This is a genomic window from Acinetobacter sp. 228 (assembly GCF_048147885.1).
Genome location: NZ_JAYWYV010000021.1, coordinates 14,557 through 34,964, shown reverse-complemented (window position 1 = coordinate 34,964; position 20,408 = coordinate 14,557). Strand labels below are relative to the sequence as shown.

Annotated in this window: 17 protein-coding genes; 12 read left to right on the top strand and 5 right to left on the bottom strand. The window is 42.1% G+C overall.

Features of this window, described 5'->3' with window-relative positions:
* Positions 1 to 51: 51 nt before the first annotated feature.
* The 3 genes from VXQ92_RS13510 (at position 52) to VXQ92_RS13500 (ending at position 4,788) form a co-directional block, all read left to right on the top strand.
* Complete coding sequence (locus VXQ92_RS13510) at positions 52 to 414, top strand: hypothetical protein (protein ID WP_064096623.1); 363 nt, start codon at positions 52 to 54, stop codon at positions 412 to 414.
* Between the two features lie 874 nt (positions 415 to 1,288).
* On the top strand, positions 1,289 to 4,096 hold the full coding sequence (locus tag VXQ92_RS13505; protein ID WP_416682111.1) for an autotransporter domain-containing protein: 2,808 nt from the start codon (positions 1,289 to 1,291) through the stop codon (positions 4,094 to 4,096).
* Between the two features lie 158 nt (positions 4,097 to 4,254).
* The gene (locus VXQ92_RS13500) at positions 4,255 to 4,788 is read left to right on the top strand and encodes a GNAT family N-acetyltransferase (RefSeq protein WP_416682131.1); all 534 of its coding nucleotides are present in this window, start codon (positions 4,255 to 4,257) and stop codon (positions 4,786 to 4,788) included.
* Positions 4,789 to 4,819: 31 nt separating this feature from the next.
* On the opposite strand, the gene VXQ92_RS13495 is transcribed toward VXQ92_RS13500, so the two are convergent.
* A complete protein-coding gene (locus VXQ92_RS13495) occupies positions 4,820 to 5,452 on the bottom strand; it encodes an alpha/beta hydrolase (RefSeq protein ID WP_064096625.1) in 633 nt (210 codons plus the stop codon).
* Positions 5,453 to 5,575: 123 nt separating this feature from the next.
* Between VXQ92_RS13495 and yaaA the strand changes: the two genes are divergently transcribed.
* The 4 genes from yaaA (at position 5,576) to VXQ92_RS13475 (ending at position 10,356) form a co-directional block, all read left to right on the top strand.
* Positions 5,576 to 6,358 (top strand): peroxide stress protein YaaA, encoded by a 783-nt coding sequence (gene yaaA, locus VXQ92_RS13490; RefSeq protein ID WP_064101847.1) that lies wholly within the window; start codon positions 5,576 to 5,578, stop codon positions 6,356 to 6,358.
* A 1,197-nt stretch (positions 6,359 to 7,555) separates the two neighbouring features.
* Entirely contained in the window at positions 7,556 to 8,878 is a 1,323-nt protein-coding gene (locus VXQ92_RS13485) for an NCS2 family permease (protein ID WP_064096627.1), read from the top strand.
* Between the two features lie 77 nt (positions 8,879 to 8,955).
* Positions 8,956 to 9,957, top strand: coding sequence for an adenosine deaminase (locus tag VXQ92_RS13480; protein ID WP_416682130.1), 1,002 nt, complete (start codon positions 8,956 to 8,958; stop codon positions 9,955 to 9,957).
* Positions 9,958 to 10,002: 45 nt separating this feature from the next.
* Positions 10,003 to 10,356, top strand: coding sequence for a hypothetical protein (locus VXQ92_RS13475; RefSeq protein WP_081408795.1), 354 nt, complete (start codon positions 10,003 to 10,005; stop codon positions 10,354 to 10,356).
* 43 nt (positions 10,357 to 10,399) lie between these two features.
* Here VXQ92_RS13475 and VXQ92_RS13470 read toward each other — a convergent pair whose 3' ends face one another.
* Positions 10,400 to 10,957: a cytochrome b gene (locus tag VXQ92_RS13470; RefSeq protein ID WP_416682108.1), complete on the bottom strand. Its 558-nt coding sequence runs from the start codon at positions 10,955 to 10,957 to the stop codon at positions 10,400 to 10,402.
* Between the two features lie 217 nt (positions 10,958 to 11,174).
* Here VXQ92_RS13470 and VXQ92_RS13465 point away from each other — a divergent pair, with 217 nt between their 5' ends.
* On the top strand, positions 11,175 to 11,546 hold the full coding sequence (locus tag VXQ92_RS13465; RefSeq protein WP_416682106.1) for a hypothetical protein: 372 nt from the start codon (positions 11,175 to 11,177) through the stop codon (positions 11,544 to 11,546).
* A gap of 22 nt (positions 11,547 to 11,568) precedes the next feature.
* Positions 11,569 to 12,192, top strand: a complete 624-nt coding sequence (gene rnhB / locus VXQ92_RS13460) for a ribonuclease HII (RefSeq protein ID WP_416682128.1) — start codon at positions 11,569 to 11,571, stop codon at positions 12,190 to 12,192.
* A gap of 94 nt (positions 12,193 to 12,286) precedes the next feature.
* Here the strand turns inward: rnhB and csrA are convergent, their stop codons facing one another.
* The 3 genes from csrA to alaS all read right to left on the bottom strand — a co-directional run bounded on the left by csrA (position 12,287) and on the right by alaS (position 16,830).
* On the bottom strand, positions 12,287 to 12,541 hold the full coding sequence (gene csrA, locus VXQ92_RS13455; protein WP_064096631.1) for a carbon storage regulator CsrA: 255 nt from the start codon (positions 12,539 to 12,541) through the stop codon (positions 12,287 to 12,289).
* 250 nt (positions 12,542 to 12,791) lie between these two features.
* Positions 12,792 to 14,072 carry an aspartate kinase gene (locus VXQ92_RS13450; RefSeq protein WP_144725025.1) on the bottom strand — a complete coding sequence of 427 codons (1,281 nt, stop codon included), beginning with the start codon at positions 14,070 to 14,072 and terminating at the stop codon, positions 12,792 to 12,794.
* Positions 14,073 to 14,136: 64 nt separating this feature from the next.
* Complete coding sequence (gene alaS, locus VXQ92_RS13445; RefSeq protein ID WP_416682104.1) at positions 14,137 to 16,830, bottom strand: alanine--tRNA ligase; 2,694 nt, start codon at positions 16,828 to 16,830, stop codon at positions 14,137 to 14,139.
* A 389-nt stretch (positions 16,831 to 17,219) separates the two neighbouring features.
* Here alaS and VXQ92_RS13440 point away from each other — a divergent pair, with 389 nt between their 5' ends.
* From VXQ92_RS13440 to VXQ92_RS13430, 3 genes are all read left to right on the top strand, one after another.
* Complete coding sequence (locus VXQ92_RS13440) at positions 17,220 to 18,242, top strand: type I glyceraldehyde-3-phosphate dehydrogenase (RefSeq protein ID WP_144725027.1); 1,023 nt, start codon at positions 17,220 to 17,222, stop codon at positions 18,240 to 18,242.
* Between the two features lie 192 nt (positions 18,243 to 18,434).
* On the top strand, positions 18,435 to 18,746 hold the full coding sequence (locus tag VXQ92_RS13435; protein ID WP_064096635.1) for a hypothetical protein: 312 nt from the start codon (positions 18,435 to 18,437) through the stop codon (positions 18,744 to 18,746).
* A gap of 483 nt (positions 18,747 to 19,229) precedes the next feature.
* Positions 19,230 to 20,396, top strand: a complete 1,167-nt coding sequence (locus tag VXQ92_RS13430; RefSeq protein WP_416682103.1) for an ATP phosphoribosyltransferase regulatory subunit — start codon at positions 19,230 to 19,232, stop codon at positions 20,394 to 20,396.
* The last annotated feature ends 12 nt before the right edge of the window (positions 20,397 to 20,408 follow it).

Genomic DNA, 20,408 nt, shown 5'->3' with positions numbered 1-20,408 from the left:
TATATTGCTTATGCTAAACCCATATAAGAAAAAAGCCATTTGGAAGTAGCGATGCGAAAATTAAAATTCATGGCCAATACCCAAAGCCAGCAACCACGGGATGGTCAAGAAACTCAGGAATACGTAGCACATTTACTTGCTGAGGAATTAGGTAAATACGGTTTTCAGACCTTAAGTCAAAGTGGTGCACAAGTGGCAGTAAGCGTAGATGAGCATGAGCTGCCATTATCGGTAAGTTGTGAAACCAGAGATGAACAGGGCCATCTGGTCTGTGAAATTGCTTCATATCCGGATGAAGAACAGGACTGGCTGGATCGGATTACCGAGCAAAGCTTGTTAAACCAGCTGGCACAGGCTGTTGAAGCATCGCTTAAAAAACAGGAAAGTTTTAGTGAGTTTGAATGGAAGAATTAGGGACTGTTAATATTTCCTAATAGCCATCAGACAAAGTACAAGCTGGAGCCCCTAAACTTCAAAAGTTCTACTCTAGCTTGTTAGCTTATATTGCAATACTTCAAGGTTATTTCATCCACGCACATATATTTTCAGCTAAGTGACTGACCTTACATCGGTGCCAGTTCACACGTGTATAGTGGGATTTCGAATGATATTTATTGGAAATATCAACCTGAGTTTGGTTTTCCTCTATTCTTTTTTGGGTGAGTCAAAATCCTGGCTTTTATCCACATACATTATCTTCGTTCCAGCCAAGTTCGAGTGATTAAGTCAATCACCTCACATCCCGCAAATTTTACTTTCATTAATCACAAAGCTCCGATGGCTTTTATGTGACTGACTTGCTAAGTGTATTTAGTACTATTTCGACTTATACACTGCGAAATTGCCTGAATCTTAATTGTTATCATATCTTGATGATGTGCCACGTATGGCTGAGAAGAGTATGGTTTTACTCAAGACCAGTTTCATTCATTAACAATTTAAATATATTTACTCACTTACTAAACTTAAATTTTCGATTAAATTTTTTGATCAGAGAGTCTGATTTTTCAAAATATTTTTGGTAAACCCAGTCAAAGGCGGTGAAGTCGAATTTAAGAGAAAATAACCCAATAAAAACTCTTAAATTAGGTTCGAACTAAATATCAAAATTTTAAAAAATAGTTTTTAGCTTTGCGTAATTTTGACCTGTGAGTAATAGATAAAACTTTGCTGAGAAGGAACGAAGTCTGAAGACTAAATTCTACTTTATCTTCATTTTTAGGCAGCAAATTTCGCCATACTCTCCTAAATCTATAAGACCATAATAAATATAATAATAGGCGTAAGTATGAACATCAAAACAGTTCCAACGGCTCTTGCATTCGCTGTCGTTAGCCTCATGCTAACTGGATGTGGTGGATCTAAATCTTTGCCTAATGTAACTTCTCAGCCACTTGACAATGATCTAGATAATGGAAATGGTGCAACACCAACACCAACACCAACACCAACACCAACATCTTACACTTATGATAAATCCAAGTTTGATGTTGTTGATATTGCGAAAGGTAATAATAAGATCGCAATTGGTGTAGCGGATACGGGTGTCCAGAAAAATACTTATTTGCAGGATTCTGTTGAGAAAGTATTAAAATACATTAATGATTATCAGGCGGGTACTTTTACGGTTGAAGATTTAACGACAGCCGGCATTTCTGTACAAGACACAAGCCCTAGTCTGCATGGGACATTGGTTGCTCAAATCATAGCGGGTAAGATTCCGGATCAATCTAATTTTATGGAAAAAGCCATGACAGAAGGGCTGGCAAAAGATATTTCACAAATATATGGTATCCAGTCTGCCGATCGTGAATTGGGATATGCAACAACTGCAGGTCATCTTCAGGCCATGAATGACCTGAATAAAAAATATGCTGTGAAGTTATTTAATGCTTCTTTTGCAACGATGTTTGCATCTGGTGATTATAAGCAGCGTCTGCTTGATTACACTGCCGAATTGGTCAAGGGAGATGCTCTGGTGGTGTTTGCTACAGGGAATGACGGGTTTGCCAATCCCTCGGTTGAATCATTACTTCCAGTGGGCAATGAAGCTGTTGAAAAAGGTGTGATAAGTGTGACGGGTCTAGATGAAACAGGTCAAAAAATTTTCCGTAATGCTGATGGTAAGGGGGCGAATGCCTGCGGAGATTCTGCTCGCTGGTGTTTGGCTGCGGATTTCAGGTTCGGCCCGCTGTATAGCAATAAACTGCAAGGGTTGGTGTATTTTTCAGGAACTTCAGCTGCAGCGCCTCAAGTGACTACAGCTGCAGCATTGGTATGGTCTAAATATCCCTGGCTGAATGCTGATCAGGTACGTCAAGTATTGCTGACCAATGCTGATTATCTGGATGATGGTTCAGGTGAGAACAAGCTTTATAACAGCACTACTGGATGGGGGCGTTTAGACCTTGAGGGCTCGTTGAAAGGGATTAAGTTATTCAGCAAAGAGTTTGGTAATACTTTCGATGCCAATGTGATCGGCACCAGTGTCTTTTCCAACAATATTGGGGGTAATGCAGGCCTGACCAAAAAAGGCAATGGCATTCTGGTTCTGTCAGGCGCAAATACTTACCAGGGTTCAACCAGTGTCGAAAATGGCAAGCTGCGTGTTACAGGTTCAATCACCAGTCCAGTAAGTGTCACTAAGGCAGGTGTACTTTCGGGGAATGGTATAGTAGGGTCAGTGGTCAACGGCGGTAAGGTAACGACTGCCGATGGCCGTCTGACAGTAAACGGCAACTATACCCAAAACGCATCAGGTGTCTTGAACTATGATCTGCATCACTACCTCACTATTAAAGGTAATGCTGCACTGGCGGGTTCGCTTGACGTGTCTGCTGCCAGTCGTGACATCTTGACCAAAGGCGAGCATACCGTTTTAACTGCCAACAAGGTTACTGGCACATTTGAGCAGTATAAATCGGTTTCCCCATTCCTTGCAGTGTCAGGCTTGGAGCATCATGCCAACAAGGTGACGGTTGATGTGGATTATGCCAACGCGGTTGCTGCGGGTGCGGTATCAAGTGGTATCTCTGTGGTATCGGGCGAGCTTTTAAATGACCTGATGGACAAGGCCAATACCCAGGCCTTAAATGGTCAGGTGACTGATCTGACCAAGTATGTGGGAACAATCCAGTCTGTTCAAAGCCGTGAAGCGGCTCAGGCAATCCTGAATTCCAATTCAGGTGCGGTATTTGTTGAAACTCCATCTGTACTGCTACGCAATGATTCACTGGTGAATGCTCAGATTGCACAGCGTTCACATCAGTTGTTGTATGCGGGGCAAGGCGGGGTTTGGGCGAATGCAAGTTACCTGAACAACCAGAATTCTGCAAACGGTTGGGATGATGTTGAATCTCATGTCAGTGTGCTGAGTGTGGGTGCGGATACGATGGTTCGGGATGACTTGGCGGTAGGCGCTTATATAAGCGAGTATCAGGACAAGTCTGATTTTGAGCAAACCAAAGCATCTGCTGATGCTGATGTCACTAACCTGGGGGCCTACCTGAAATGGCAAGCTGCTGACAATCTGTATGTTGCGGGTAAGATGCAGTTTGGTTGGGGTGATGTGGAGTTTAAGCGTGTGCTGACCGATGCTGTGGTATCTGTAGATTCCCGATCAAAAGCTGATCTGAGCAAATACGGTGTATATGGCGAGATCGGTTATGATTACTTCACCGAGCAATTGAGTGTAAGTCCTTATCTGGCACTGAGCTACAACACTGTTGATCTCGACAGGGTGAAAGAAGCAAATGTGTTGGGTGTTGCGGTCAGTGATGTGACTGTCGCTGAAACCAAAGCTCATGTCGGGGTGCGACTGGATTATCAGCTTACTCCAAATGTGGTGCTGACTGGTTATGGTGAATATGCCAATGCATTTAACCGTGACTATGACAAGGTTGCGCTGTCAATGAATGTGGATAGCACTCGCAATGTCCTGTTCACACCACCGAGCTTTGATAAAGACTATCTGTTGTATGGTATAGGCTTTAATTATCAAAGTGGTCAGAACTGGAACATCTTTGGAGATGTCAATGGCAATGCTCTTGATTCTGGTGATTACCAGTTGCAGCTTGGTTTGAAGTACGGGTTTTAAAAAAATTGAATAATAAAGATACTATTTAAGTTAAGGAGTTTCAGCTCCTACAGGATTAATAATGATAAAGGATCTTAAGCTGCTTTTATTTACACGAATTTTATACTGTTATGAGTCGTTTTCAAGGTGGCACTGATATGGTCAATAAGTTCATTCCTATGTATTACTCTAATAAAATTCGCCCTCAACTCGAAAGTGAACGTCTGATCCTGAATTATTTTAAACCGGTTGATGCCGTAGAAGCTTATGCTTCGATCACACCGAGTCTGACACGTTTTATGGCGTGGGATGTACCAGAATCTGAACAGGGTTTTGCAGCAATCTGGCAAAATTGGCTGGAAAATATGACCGATCATAAAGAATATATATATGTGATCCGTCATATAGAAACACAAGAATTTATTGGACTATGTGGTTTACATCGACTTCATGACGAAATACCTGAAGTTGGTATTTGGATCCGTGAAACTGCGCATGGTCATCATTATGGACACGAGGCAGTGCGTTGTATTGTAGAATATGCTTTCAATACATTAGATATTAAAGGCTTAAGCTATCAAGTAGCCGAAGAAAACTGGGCGAGCCGGAAAATTGCAGAGCGCTTGCGCGGAAAAATTACCAGTTATCTGGATAAACCCAAATATCGGGCAGTGATTTATGCAATTCTTGCAGAAAATTTTGTCTCTGAATAAAAAAAACCCATCAGATGATGGGTTTTTTTATTCAGCCAAGCGCTAAGTACCGGGTCATTGCAATTCGCAATTGCTTTAAGTAGCCGGTAAAGAAATGGTTGGCACCAGGTAATACGGTCACTAGATGACGCTGTGGTTTTGCCCATTCAATCATATCTGACAGCAAAGTTACTTCATCGGCTTCCCCATGAATGAACAGAATGTCGCCTTTAATTGCTGGTGTAATATAATGGCGAATACCGGCAACAGTAGCGGTCGGTAGTCCACATAAAATGGTTTGCTTCGGTTGTAGTTCTATTGGCAAAGCTGCGTAGCTCTTTGCCATAACATGCGCACCAAAACTAAAACCGCCTGCATAAAAAGGCAGGGCAATATGTTGAGTACGGGCGAACCGGATGACTTCCAATACATCGTCGGTCTCACCGAAGCCCTCGTCGTGTATACCTTCACTTTGACCAGAACCACGGAAACTTGGACGATATACAATACAATCACGTTCCAGATACATTTGTGCCAGTAAAACCGGAACCTTGTGTTGTGGTGTTCCACCTTGCAATGGATGAGGGTGACAAACTACCGCGAATCCTTTCACTTCACCCTGAGGATAATCCACAAAAACTTCAATCTGACCTGCCGGTCCTTGAAGAAAAATTTGCTCGGACATATAAAAACCGATGATTAACAGGAGAATTTCGCATTTTAACGATTATGGTGAATAAAAACATGAATTGGAATTAAAATAAGTCTACTGATATAGTTTGATTAATCATTTTTTGACCAGGTTGCCATGCTCGCTTTAATTTCTCCAGCTAAAACTCTTGATTACAATACCCCCCTACCAACTGACCAATTTACTCAAGCGAGATTATTACAGCATTCGCAGGATTTGGTTAAAGTTTGTCGCACACTTTCTGCATCAGAAATTTCAAGCTTAATGAGTGTCAGTGAAAAAATTGCTAGTTTAAATGCTGCACGTTTTAATGACTGGCAACCAGATTTTAATTTGGCCAATGCCCGTCAGGCGATTTTTGCATTCAAAGGCGATGTCTATACAGGTCTTGATGCTTATAATTTGAAGAATGAAGACCTGCATTATGCCCAAGACCATTTGCGGATGCTGTCCGGTTTATATGGGCTCTTGCGTCCTCTGGATCTGATGATGCCTTATCGCCTGGAAATGGGTACTAAATTGGCCAATATCCGGGGGCATAACTTATATGATTTCTGGGCTCATCATATTACTGATCTGATTAATCAAGACTTGGCAGCAGTAAAGTCTGAAATTCTGGTCAATATCGCGTCTGATGAATATTATAAATCGGTTAATGAGCGCAAAATTCAGGCAGATATTATCAAGCCGGTATTTCTAGATCAGAAAAATGGCAAATATAAAGTGATTAGTTTTTATGCTAAAAAAGCACGCGGTCTTATGGCACGTTTTATAATTGAAAATAAAATTGATCGGATTGAAGGGCTAAAAGCTTTTAATGTCGATGGTTATTACTTCGATGCAGACAGTTCACTCAAGAAAGAACTGGTGTTTAAGCGCGATGAACAACTGAGTGCATAAATAAACGATTTCCCATATCCAGCATGAGTACAAGTATGCTGGATATGAGAGCCCTATTATAAGGTACATGTATAATCTTTAATGATTTGACTTTGTGAGGCAGATAAAGGACAGATGCACAGAATTAGCGAAAAGCACCATTGAGCTTTCAAGAATAGCCTGCAGAGTTTCCCAAGAATAAAATTGTCACTACACACATCTAAATAACTCGAAAAATATCATTTATTTAACGTTTTTTCTCAAAAAATAAAGATGAGGTCTTTGGGGAAAACCCTATGAAATTATGCAAAATACTCTTCATGAAATGCGTGATATTTCATTTATCAGAATAGTCCTACTTCAAAATTATTTTTCTAAATTAATTAAAAAACTTTTAACTACAGATACTTATTGTTGACTTGAAAGTGCATTATAAAAAAACAGTTTAAAAAAAAGAATTACAAGTTAATTAAGTAATAGTAAACAAAAACTCAGAAAAGTATTGGTTTAAGGCTTGAAAACTGCCTTTCATCGGGTTAAATGTAAAGTATGTCACAAGTTTGTTATGTTTTTTGTTAGCATAATTTCATAATGTTACAAAGCGGCATAATAAGAATGAAAATATATGCTATTCCTGTCTTTGCCTTAATAATCAGTTTATTGGGATTTTGCGTCCATAAACATTCAGAAATAAGGAAATATGAAAAGATCCGTCATGTCTTGAGTGAAGGGCGTGATTCAAACAAATTATTGGAATCCAACCGGCATCGGCATTAATCCAGCTTACTTATCTTCAGGGTTTAAAATTTAAATAAAATAATAAAATTAAATTAATAATAAATATAATGAATTTTTGAAGTATTCGCTTAGAATATATTAATTTCTAATAAAGTGTAAAAATCTAAGAAGCAATAAGAAATCAGTGTGTTATAATTTGCCCACAATCAAGATGAAGCAGATATCATCTTGTTAACCATTTGATTTAAATCTTGAAATTAAGCTGCATAAAAATTATGCAGCTTTTTTGTTTAGATTTTTTGGGTTTTTATAGCATAGCCCTGGGTGGGCTGTAAGCTGTTCCAACATTTTAACCCGTCAAATGGCTATGCTGGCATATTCGTTGCTAACACATCCTTAAAATTGATGAATTTTTTTATAAAATTTCATTTATTTGACAGCATGCTTAAAGCATAAAGTTTACTCAATAGGGGCTAGGTCATGACGACTCCTAATCCATCTTCAGAAAGTATGCTTGAACGTCTGTTCAAACTGAGTGAAAACAAAACCAGTTTCCGCACAGAAGTTCTGGCAGGTGTAACCACGTTCTTAACGATGTGTTACATCATTATTGTCAATCCAATGATTTTGTCCGAAACGGGGATGGATCATGGGGCTGTCTTTGTTGCCACTTGTCTTGCAGCAGCAATTGGCTGTTTGGTCATGGGTTTGATTGCGAATTATCCAATTGCCCTAGCACCAGGTATGGGCTTGAATGCCTTCTTTACCTATTCTGTATGTTTGGGAATGGGAGTGCCTTGGCAAACCGCATTAGGCGCAGTTTTTGTGTCAGGTCTGGTTTTTATTGCGATCAGCATGTTCAAAATACGTGAGGCTATTGTCAATGCTATTCCGATGTCGCTAAAGCTCGCGATTGGAGGAGGTATTGGATTATTCCTGGCGCTGGTTGCGTTAAAAAATGCCGGTATTATTGTGGATAATCCGGCTACTTTAGTCGGCTTGGGCGATCTGAAACAACCCTCGGTATTACTGGCACTTTTAGGATTTTTGCTTGTGGTGGTAATGCACCAGTTCAAAGTCCGTGGTGCAATTATCATTAGTATTCTGGTGGTGACGGCTATTGCAACTGCACTAGGTTATAATGAATTTCAGGGTGTAGTGGGTGCAATTCCATCACTTGCTCCAACATTCATGCAAATGAATTTTGAAGGTCTATTCACTGCCAGTTTAATTGGCGTGATTTTTGTCTTCTTCCTGGTCGATCTATTTGATTCCACCGGTACACTCGTAGGTGTTTCGCACCGTGCAGGCTTGTTAAAAGATGGCAAACTGCCACGTTTGAAAAAAGCACTTTTTGCTGACTCTACTGCAATTGTTGCAGGTGCAGCTCTAGGGACTTCATCGACGACACCATACATTGAATCTTCTGCAGGTGTAGCAGCTGGTGGGCGTACAGGTCTAACCGCTGTAGTCGTCGGTATCCTGTTTGTTGCCTGTTTGTTCCTTGCGCCATTGGCACAGTCTGTACCAAGCTTTGCAACAGCCCCAGCGTTGTTATTTGTTGGTGTCTTAATGATTCAGGGTATCGTACATATTGATTGGGAAGATATTACAGAAGCAGTTCCTGCATTTTTAACCATTGTATTTATGCCATTTACCTATTCGATTGCGGATGGTATAGCAATGGGCTTTATTAGCTATGCATTGATCAAGTTGCTGACTGGTAAAGCAGCAACTGTGCCGTATATGGTCTGGATTATTGCACTACTATGGACGCTTAAATTCGCACTATTTGGCGGCTAATTTTTCTGGATTTGGAAAGGGTGTAGACTCAGTTTGCACCCTTTTTTTATTATTTAAGGGTTTCACGAGGAGAAATGATGAACCGTCTCGAGTTGATTCGAGCTTTGCCAAAAGCAGAACTTCATGTGCATATTGAAGGCACCTTTGAGCCTGAGTTAATGTTTGCAATCGCTCAGCGTAATCAGATTGCTATCCCGTATAAATCTGTCGAGGAAGTTAAACAGGCGTATAACTTTCATAATCTTCAGTCGTTCCTTGATATTTATTATGCTGGTGCTGCTGTACTGATTCATGAACAGGATTTTTATGATCTGGCATGGGCGTATTTTGAAAAATGTGCTGAAGACCGGGTCGTGCATACTGAAATGTTCTTTGATCCACAAACCCATACTGATCGTGGCGTTGCTTTTGCAACCATGATCAACGGCTTGCAAAAAGCCTGTGATGATGCCAAAACTAAACTGGGTATCAGTTCACATCTGATCATGTGCTTCTTGCGTCATTTAAGTGAAGATGCTGCTTTTGCAACACTGGAACAGGCCTTGCCTTATAAAGACCAGATTATTGCAGTCGGTCTGGATTCAAGTGAAGTCGGGCATCCACCGTCAAAGTTTGAACGTGTTTTTGCTAAAGCACGAGATGAAGGCTTCTTAGTGGTTGCGCATGCAGGAGAAGAAGGCCCGGCAGCCTATGTCTGGGAGGCGCTGGATTTGCTCAAAGTCAATCGTATCGATCATGGAGTTCGTTCGGAAGAAGATTCTGAGTTAATGCAACGCCTGATTGCAGAAAAGATGCCATTGACGGTTTGTCCGTTGTCAAACCTGAAACTTTGCGTCGTGGATGACATGCAGCAGCATAATATCCATCGCCTCTTGCAGCAGGGCGTGCATGTTACGGTCAATTCAGATGATCCATCCTATTTTGGCGGTTATATGAATGACAATTTTATTGCCATTGCTGAAGCGCTGGACTTAAGCAATGAGGAAATCAAGCAGTTGGCCATTAACTCATTTGAAGCCTCTTTTATTACCGAGGCCGATAAAGAACAATGGATCAACCAGATCCGTGCCCTGGTTTAAGTTTTCAAATAAAAGGCAGGGTACGCTCTGCCTTTGTTTTTATAGATGGATATGAAATTGAAACATGTAATTCTACTCATCAGTAGCGTGTTGATATCTGCCTGCTCAAATGCGGATATGACTTTGACACAACGTACCTTAAAACCCGTGATTGAATACCAATGTGGAAAAGAGCTGAAAGCATCTAAATTCTGGACCGCCTCGACTTATTTTATGCAGGATAAAAATAAAGCTGAACTTGAACAGAATGTGTGTTCCTGTGTGGGTGAGCATGCGCTTAAAGATATTCCAGCCAGCACTTTGCTTAAAGCAACTCTCGATGAAGAGGTAAAGTCAAAGCTTACTCAACAAGCAATCGCAAACAGTCTGAAAGGCTGCATGACCGAGTTCTTGAAATAAAATCAGCTTTGCAATGAAAGCTGATTGAATGTAGTTTTGCAGTTTATTTTTTAGACGATTTAGATTGTCGCATCATGCTGGTGAGTACGTGATCCTTATCGATAAAATGATGTTTCAGTGCTGCGGCAATATGTCCGGTTAAAAGGAGTCCCACCGCCCAGGAAAGCCAGATATGCAGAGGTTTTGCGATGGCGGTCACAGCCGGATTTTCTGCAATCAGTGCCGGAAGCTTAAATAAATACAGCACCGGTGCTGGGTAGCTCAGACTCCAGCTATATAAACAGCCGGTGACGGGTAGGGCAATCAGCATGAAATACAAAGCCAGATGACCTGCATGTGCTAAAGTTTTCAATGACATAGTGTCAGATAGTTCGGGGGCAGGATGGGTGTAGCGCCAGAAGATTCGTACAACCAGCAGGAAAATAATGGTGGTGGCGATATTTTTATGCAGGGTGATGACATCGCCTTTAAAGCTGCTATCGACCTCATAACTTAAAAAATTCCCGCTATAAAAACCAATCAGCCACGCCCCAATAAAGATAATCGCCATGATCCAGTGCAGCCATTGCGCCGTGCGTGTGTAATATTGTACTTTTTCCATGTGATTTTCTGTGGCTCTCAAAGATGGATGCACCTTAGCAAAGGGCGAATCAGCTCGGCAATTCCAAATCTGCAACGCTATGGTGGCTTTCATGCAACATCCATTGAAATGGCTGGGTGCAGATTAAACATTCAGGATGATTTTTAGATTTCTTATTCAGGTGAATTTCGGCACAATAGCGTCACGCTTTATATATGAATAAACAAGGAACAGATCTGTGAAAAAATTATTGATTGCACTGGCTCCAATTGCTTTGATTTTATCGGCTTGTGCAACAACAGGCAGTCCTGAGACCCAAACCACGACTCAGCAACTGGGTGGGGCTGCGCTTAAAATCGCGATCAATGCAAAATGTACGACTGAGCTGAATAATATTCCGGCATGGCAAACAGCAACACGTCTCATGACTACAACACAAAAACAGGATATCCAGACTGAAATTTGCGGCTGTGTCAGTGAAAAAGCACCACAGAACGTAACGGCGGTAGATCTGGCAACTGCAGCAATTGACCCGGCAGCACGTGCGACGATTGTCGGCAATGTAGTGGCAAAAACCATTAACGCTTGTGTAGCTGAAGCTGTAAACTAAGCCAAGATTAAATTGAAATAGGCTGACCGGTTCAGCCTATTTTTTATGGAAGAAAGACATGAAAATTGCTGGTGTAGATGAAGCAGGGCGTGGGCCATTAGTGGGTTCGGTTGTCGCTGCGGCAGTTATTTTGGATCCGAATAACCCGGTTGAGGGTTTAAATGATTCAAAAAAGCTTACTGAAAAGAAGCGTGAAAAGCTTTTTATCGAAATTCGGGAAAAAGCCTTGGCATGGGCCATTGCTGAGGCTTCTGCAGCAGAGATTGATGAGTATAATATTTTACAGGCCTCTTTGCTAGCGATGCGTCGCGCTGTAGAAGCTTTGCCAGTTCAGCCTGAGCATGTACTGGTCGATGGCAACAAGATTCCACAGGGCCTTGCGATGAGCTGTGATGCTGTAGTTGGTGGTGATGCGCTGCATGCTGAAATTTCAGCAGCCAGTATTCTGGCTAAAGTAACCCGAGATCATCAGATGATCGAGATGGATCAGAAGCATCCGCAATTTGGTTTTGCCAAGCATAAAGGTTATCCAACCAAGGCGCATTTTGAAGCGATTGCCCTGCACGGTGTTATTGATGAGCATCGCCGCAGTTTTGGACCGGTAAAAAAAGTGCTTGCAACATTGCAGCAAGAGGTAAAACTTTAGACTTTATTAAATTTTTTAATTATTTAGAGTACTTATATAAAATACAGAGAAATTTAAAGCGGCTAAAAAAGCCGCTTTATGATTTACACAAAAATTAACGGTTAAAGTTATTTTGTGTCTGATTATCATCTTCAAAAGAAGGCTGGTAATCTTGATCGATATGTTGAAGATGTTCATGCATTGCGCGTTCATGCTGGATACGCTGGTATATCTCTTCACGGTGCACAGAGACTTCTTTAGGAGCATTCACCCCAATACGAACCTGATTACCTTTTACACCAAGTACAGTCACGCTGACTTGGTCACCAATCATTAAAGTTTCCCCGACGCGTCGAGTCAGAATCAGCATGTTTTTCTCCTTGCAAAATGCAAAACCTGCAATCTATTGAATGTAAAATAAAAAGCACAACCAAAAATTATAAAATAATATCTGGATAGAAATTCTGTCACCTGAATGAAAGACTTTAATCTATCTCAGTTGGTTAAAAATCCTCATGCTTAATATAACAGAGCCACTATAAAAAAAACTATAGCGGCTCTGCATTTTTGTAGAGTTTTATAAAATAGTGTCAAACAATGACAATATTTTGTTTTTTCGCTTAAGCGCGTGCGCTAGATTCGCCTTGTTCGCGGTCTAGACCAAATGCGGTATGCAATGAACGTACAGCAAGTTCAAGATAATTCTCTTCAATGATGACTGAAATCTTGATTTCAGAAGTCGAGATCATCAGGATGTTAATACCTTCGTCAGCTAGGGCGGTGAACATTTTGCTCGCTACACCTGCATGAGAACGCATGCCTACACCTACGATCGATACTTTTACGATGTCATCACGAGTCGCAACTTCACGTGCGCCAATTTCTTTAGCGGTTGCTTCAAGAATTGCTTTTGCTTTTGCAAGTTCGCCACGGTTTACAGTGAATGTGAAGTCAGTCGTACCATCTTCTTCTACGTTTTGGATGATCATATCGACTTCGATATTCGCAGCGCCAATCGGTGCTAAGATTTTAGATGCAATACCTGGAATGTCAGGCACACCTAGGATAGTCAGTTTAGCTTCGTCACGGTTAAACGCGATACCAGAGATAATTGGCTGTTCCATGTTGTCTTCCAATTCAGTCGTAATAAGTGTGCCAACGTTGTTTTTAAATTCTTCGTCAAACGCGCCATCATTGTCATTGTCAAAGCTTGAAAGTACGCGTAAAGGTACTTGGTATTTACCCGCAAATTCAACAGAGCGAATTTGTAGAACTTTTGAACCAAGTGATGCCATTTCCAGCATTTCTTCAAACGAAATACGGTCGACTTTTTTCGCTTTTGGTGCAACGCGAGGGTCAGTGGTATATACGCCATCAACGTCAGTATAGATTTGGCATTCGTCAGCTTTGAGTGCAGCAGCCAGTGCCACACCTGAAGTATCAGAACCGCCACGACCTAAAGTTGTTGTGTTGCCTTCAGCATCAAAGCCCTGGAAGCCGGCAACTACAATTACACGACCCGCGTCCAGATTTTTAGTCAATACGTCAGTATCAATCGACTCGATACGGGCTTTGGTAAATGCGCTGTCAGTCTTAATGCCAACCTGGCGTCCAGTCAAAGATTTAGCTTCAACCCCGATCGAATTCAACGCCATTGCAAGCATGGAAATCGTTACCTGTTCACCCGTAGAAACCATTTGGTCTAGTTCACGCGGATCAGGGGTTTCGGTAATGGCTTTCGCTAAAGCGAGCAGACGATTGGTCTCGCCACTCATTGCCGATACAACCACCACTACCTTGTGGCCGTGGTCATGCCAGCGCTTTACACGACGAGCAACATTTAAAATGCGCTCTGGAGTACCCATAGAGGTACCGCCATATTTTTGAACGATTAATGCCATAGTTGTTCCATATAAACCATGACCCTGATATTCCTATCAGGGTCAGTTACACAAAATGAAGTTTTTATTTTGCTGCAAGCCAAGCTGGTAAATCAGCCATCACTGAAGCAAACTTCTCGTTAAGTGGTGCGCCACCTTGTGCCAAGTCAGGTTTACCACCACCTTTACCACCGAGCTCAGTTGCCAAGTGTTTGATGATGTCACCTGCTTTAATAGAAGCAGTAAAGTCTTTTGCAACAGATGCGATCAAGCTCACCTTGTCACCCTCTACACCTGCAAGAACAATGACTGCATTTTCTAATTTTGATTTCACGCCATCATGCAGGTTACGCAGTGCTTTCGCATCCATACCGTGAACAGTCGTGATGAGTGTTTGACGACCTGCAATTTCTTGAACCTGACCTAAAAGTTCACCAGCTTGCAGGCTTGCTAATTTTTGATTGAGTTGTTCAATCTGTTTTTGCAAGCTTGATGCTGTATCAACCAGCGCTTCAACTTTCTCAATCGTTTGATCTTTTTGAGCTTTTAACAGGCTATTAATAGTGTTGATATCACGATCCGCTTTTTGAGCTACTTCAACTGCTTTGGTACCAGTCACTGCTTCGATACGACGTACACCCGCTGCCACACCACCTTCAGAGGTAATCTTGAACAGGCCGATATCGCCAGTGCGCTTCACATGAATACCGCCACACAGTTCGATGGAGAAGTTTTTCTCTTCAATCACAGAACCCATAGACAGTACGCGAACTTCTTCACCGTATTTTTCACCGAACAGCATCATCGCACCTTTTGCTTTCGCAGATTCGATGTCTAGCAGTTCAGTTGTTACTTCAGTGTTTGCGATGACTTCAGCATTCACAAGACGTTCAATTTCTTGAAGCTGTTCAAAAGTCACAGGCTGGTCATTGGCAAAGTCGAAACGTAAAATGTCAGATGCAACCAATGAGCCTTTTTGCTGGACGTGTGCACCCAGGATTTGACGAAGAGCAGCGTGTAACAAGTGAGTTGCAGAGTGGTTGCGTGCAGTTGCGGCACGAATGTCTGCTTTTACCGTTGCTTCTACATTTTGAGTAACTTTCAAGTTACCCATGGTCACGATCCCTTGGTGTACAAATGCACCGCCAGATTTCTTGGTATCCTGAACTTCGAAAATACCGGTATCGTTTTTGAAGAGTCCTGTATCACCGATTTGACCACCGCTTTCTGCATAGAAAGGAGTCTGGTTCAATACGATTAGTGCTTCGTCGCCTTCAACTACTTCGTCAACTTGCTCGCCATCTTTATAGATTGCGATGATTTGACCTTGACCAGCAGTGGCGTCATAACCTTCAAACTGAGTTTCACCTTCAACTTTCACAACAGAGTTATAGTCGATTGCGAATTTGCCTGCATCACGAGCGCGTTGACGTTGTGCAGCCATTTCAGTTTCGAAACCAGCTTCGTCAATTGTTAAATCACGTTCACGTGCAATGTCAGCGGTTAAGTCAGTCGGGAAACCGTAAGTGTCGTAAAGTTTAAATACCACTTCACCTGGAATCACAGAGCCTTTCAGGTTTGCCAGTTCGCCTTCAAGCAATTTCAGACCTTGCTCAAGTGTTTTGGCAAACTGTTCTTCTTCTTTCAGCAGTTGTGCTTCGATGCGTGCTTTGTTGGCTTCCAGTTCAGGATATGCTTCGCCCATTACTTCAATTAAAGGCTGTAACATCTTATAGAAGAATGAACCTGTCGCACCCAGTTTATTACCGTGACGAACTGCACGACGGATGATACGACGCAATACATAACCACGGCCTTCATTAGACGGGTTTACACCATCCGCAATCAGGAAGCAGCATGAACGTGCATGGTCGGCAACCACTTTTAAAGATGCAGGATAATCTACGGGCTTGCCTTCAGCTTGTGCTTTTGCTTCAAGTTCAGAAGTGTCTAAACCGATGATTTCAGCAGCCGCTTTTAACAAGTGCTGGAACAGGTCGATTTCATAATTTGAGTTAACGTGCTGAAGAACAGCAGAAATACGCTCCAAACCCATACCTGTATCAACAGAAGGTGCTGGAAGAGGGTGTAACACACCATCTGCAGTACGGTTAAACTGCATGAAAACGTTGTTCCAGATTTCGATGAAGCGGTCACCATCTTCTTCAGGCGTGCCCGGCAGGCCACCCCAGATATGATCACCGTGGTCAAAGAAAATTTCAGAACAAGGACCGCAAGGACCGGTATCGCCCATTGCCCAGAAGTTGTCTGATGCGTATTGACCGCCTTTGTTGTCGCCAATGCGGATAATACGGCTGGCATCTAGACCGATTTCTTTGTTCCAGATATCAAATGCTTCGTCATCAGTGTGGTACACAGTGGCGTAGAGTTTATCTTTAGGTAGTGCTAACCATTCATCGCTCGTTAAGAATTCCCAGGCAAATTTGATCGCATCACGCTTGAAGTAGTCACCAAACGAGAAGTTACCCAGCATTTCAAAGAAAGTATGATGACGGGCGGTATAACCGACATTGTCCAAGTCGTTGTGTTTACCACCTGCGCGTACGCATTTCTGTGATGATACGGCACGGACATAATCGCGTTTTTCTAGACCTAAGAAGCAATCTTTAAACTGGTTCATACCCGCATTGGTGAACAGCAAAGTTGGGTCATTGGCGGGTACTAGAGAACTCGACGCGACACGTGTATGCCCTTGCGATTCAAAGTAACGCAAAAATGCTTCACGAATTTCAGCTGATGTCATAAAACGAGTACTCACAACCAAGTCACTCCATAATTTCCGATTTGGCAAAAACACCACAGTCTGACAAGCATACAAAAGCTCTGCTGCAATGTGGGGCTTAAAAATTTAAAACGCCAAATTATAACGGAAAAAGCAGTACGCACCAATCATTTTAAAACCAATTGCTAAGGATTTATGTGCTTAGGTTTTTTGCTAAATAGTTAAATTGAATCTTTCTAAGGGCAAAATTCCGATAATTTCATCTCTTGAAAAATAACTGGAATTTTAAATGATGCAGAGAGAACCTGATCTATCAGAAAGAAAATAATCGAAAATCAGTATTTTCACTGAAGTTTTTTAATGTACGGCGCCAGAAATCCTTTAACATAGAAGAGTTCTAAAATAGGCATATTAAAGGTTGAGTCATGCAACGAGTGGCAATCAATGGATTTGGGCGTATTGGACGGAATGTACTACGTGCATGGTTTGAAAATCCGAAAGATTTTAACTTTGAAATCGTAGCCATTAACGATATTGCCAATGTTGAAACCCTGATTCATCTGTTTAAATATGACTCAACCCATGGCCGTTTTTCAGGGCAGGTAGATCTCAGCTATGATGCTGAACATATTTATCTGCATATCAGCTATAAAGATGCCACTTTAAAAGTACAGGTTTTGTGTGAGGCCCAGCCGGCAAAGCTGCCTTGGCAAAATCTGGCTGTAGATGTAGTACTTGAGTGTACCGGGCTGTTCCGTTCCCGTGAAGCCGCGACCCAGCATATTCAGGCAGGGGCGAAACGTGTGATTATCGGTGCCGCACCTTTTGATACTGTGGATGCTGCGATTGTCTATGGTGTCAATCATCATGAAGTCAAAGCATCGGATCAGATCATTTCCAGTGTTTCTTGTACTACACAGGCTTTGGTACCACTGGTCAAAATTGTCGATGATGCATTTGGTATCAATAGCGCCCTGATGACCGAAATCCATGCTGTTACGGCGGATCAATCGGTACTGGATCATGCACATCGTGATTTGCGTCGTGCACGTGCCTCGGGCCATAACATCATTCCTACGACTTCGAGCGCACTGGGTGCCTTAAAGCGGGTAATGCCGAAAATGGAAGATCGTATCGATGGTTATTCGATTCGGGTGCCGACTATTAATGTCGCTGCAATTGATTTGACCTTTGTTTCTCAGTCACCGATTACCGATCACAAGCTGAATGAAGTTCTGATCAAGGCTGCCCGGCAGGACTTCGCAGAAATCATGGCGGTAACAGATGAGCCTTTGGTATCCAGTGATTTTAATCATTCTCCATATTCACTGATTGTGGATTTGACTCAGACGCTGGTGGTTGGACACCAAGCTAAAGTTTTTGCCTGGTATGATAATGAATGGGGCTATGCCAACCGTTTATTAGATTTATGTGAATCATTTCATTAAGTTCGAGTTATTTAAATCCCTAAAGCACCGAAGATAAGGTGCTTTTTTCATGTCCAGAATATTTTGCCAGCCAATTTTTAGGAGAATTTGGCTGTAATTGATCGAAAATCAGTATTTGAAGCTGAATTAGTTAGATTATCTGCAGTATTTTTCGTTAAGATAAAAACAATAAAATGAAATAAGAGCAAGCACATGATGATGGTTTGGGGTTTTATTATACTGCTGACTTTGGCGGTGATTTTTCTGATCTGGCTGCAGTTTAATCAGAATGATGAGCCACGTACCGAGCAAGGTGTGCCAGTTGAAGAAAAAGTCGCGCATCTTGAAGAAAACTTAAAAAAGACTCTGGAAATTATGCAGGATCTGGCCAAAAAAATGCATGTCCAGCAGGAAGTACTGGATCAGACCACAACAAAGCTTCAGCAGGTTGAGTTGCAAAATGCGGAGCTGGTCAGTTTACTGACTAAAGTGGTTGATCCCCAGAAATCATCCCACCCCCTTTAGAGATCTTTTGAAAGGAGGCAGTACCAGACTATAGAGAGCATTCAGCCAGATAAAACCATTTTGCATAAACTGTGAAATGGAGGGGATAAAGTCAAGTACTGGCACAGCTGATAGACCCAATTCTCATTTGATTACGCGCGATTGTTTTTCAGACGCGGATGAGCATATCTGGATTCTGATAATAAGTTCCAGATGCATTATTTAACTCAAATTCTCTGCCGTCACAGGATAAAACTGAAATCTCAGTGTAAACGGTAAAAATTATGATGGGACTATCCTTGATTTAATGCTGGGTTTTGTGTTTTTAAGATGCAATAAAATGCTGATAGTTGACACAATTGTTGATCCTTTCATCAGGTGGCGAAAATTATAAAATTTGCGATGCACAGCCAAAACTATCGTGCTAGACTAGGAGAAATCGGGTGTGCTCCCGATTTTTTTATGCGGATTCGTTCCGCGCTGACAAGAATTTAGGTTTACAACATGCCCATTTCAGAGACATGGTTATTACCTGATGGTGTAGCTGATGTATTACCAGAACAAGCGCAAGTCATTGAAAGCCTGCGCCGTAAATCACTGGATTTCCTTGCATCTCGAGGTTATCAGCTGGTGTACACGCCATTCATTGAATACATCGAATCTCTATCTTCTCTCTCAGAATCGAATCAAGATTTAGACTTAGCCACTTTTAAGGTGATCGATCAGCTTTCTGGTCGTTTACTTGGTGTGCGTGCCGATATGACACCACAAGTGGCTCGTATTGATGCGCATGTACATCCAGTGGAAGGTGTTGCACGTTACTGTTATGCAGGAACTGTCTTGCATACCAAACCTCGCGGTTTTAATACCTCGCGTGCGCCACTACAGTTGGGTGCAGAGCTATTTGGTTCAGACAGCATCGATGCCGATGTTGAAATGGTCGACTTGATGATCAGTCTGATTCAGGAGGCAGGCCAGGCAGATGGTATTCATCTGGACTTAGGTCATGTCGGTTTATTCCGCAGTCTGGTGGCTCAAGCAGGATTGAACAAAGTTGCTGAACAGCAATTATCTGATTTATACCAACGCAAGGCTTTACCGGAATTAGCAGAATTCACGGCAGAGCTGAAATTTGGTCAGGATTTTTATGCACTTGGGCGCTATGCCAGTGACCTGGATGCATTGCAAGCAAATCTAAGCGCTGAAGTGCTGGCAAATCCTGCATTCAAGCAAGCTTTTGATGCACTACAAATCACTAGGGAAGAAGTTCAGACCCGTTGGCCAGACTTGAGCATTGGTATTGATGTAGTTGAATTGCGTTCGTACCATTATCATACTGGTCTGATGTATGCCGTGTATGCGCCGAACCGTGCAGCTGCACTGGCACAAGGTGGCCGTTATGATGGCATTGGTGAGCATTTTGGGCGTGCCCGTCCTGCAACCGGTTTCTCGTGTGACTTATATGCTTTAAGTGCAGGCCAGTTTGATACGATACAGGTGGTCGTTGCACCTAAAGGCAGCGATGCAGAACTTCTGAAGGCGATTCAGAACCTCCGTGCACAAGGCTTGAGTATAATTCAGTTACTGGGTAATGATGATTTAAGCTCTGTACCATATGCGACGCACCAGCTGGTGAGTGTAGATGGCGAGTGGACAGTCAAAACGATTTAATTGCTTGGCTCA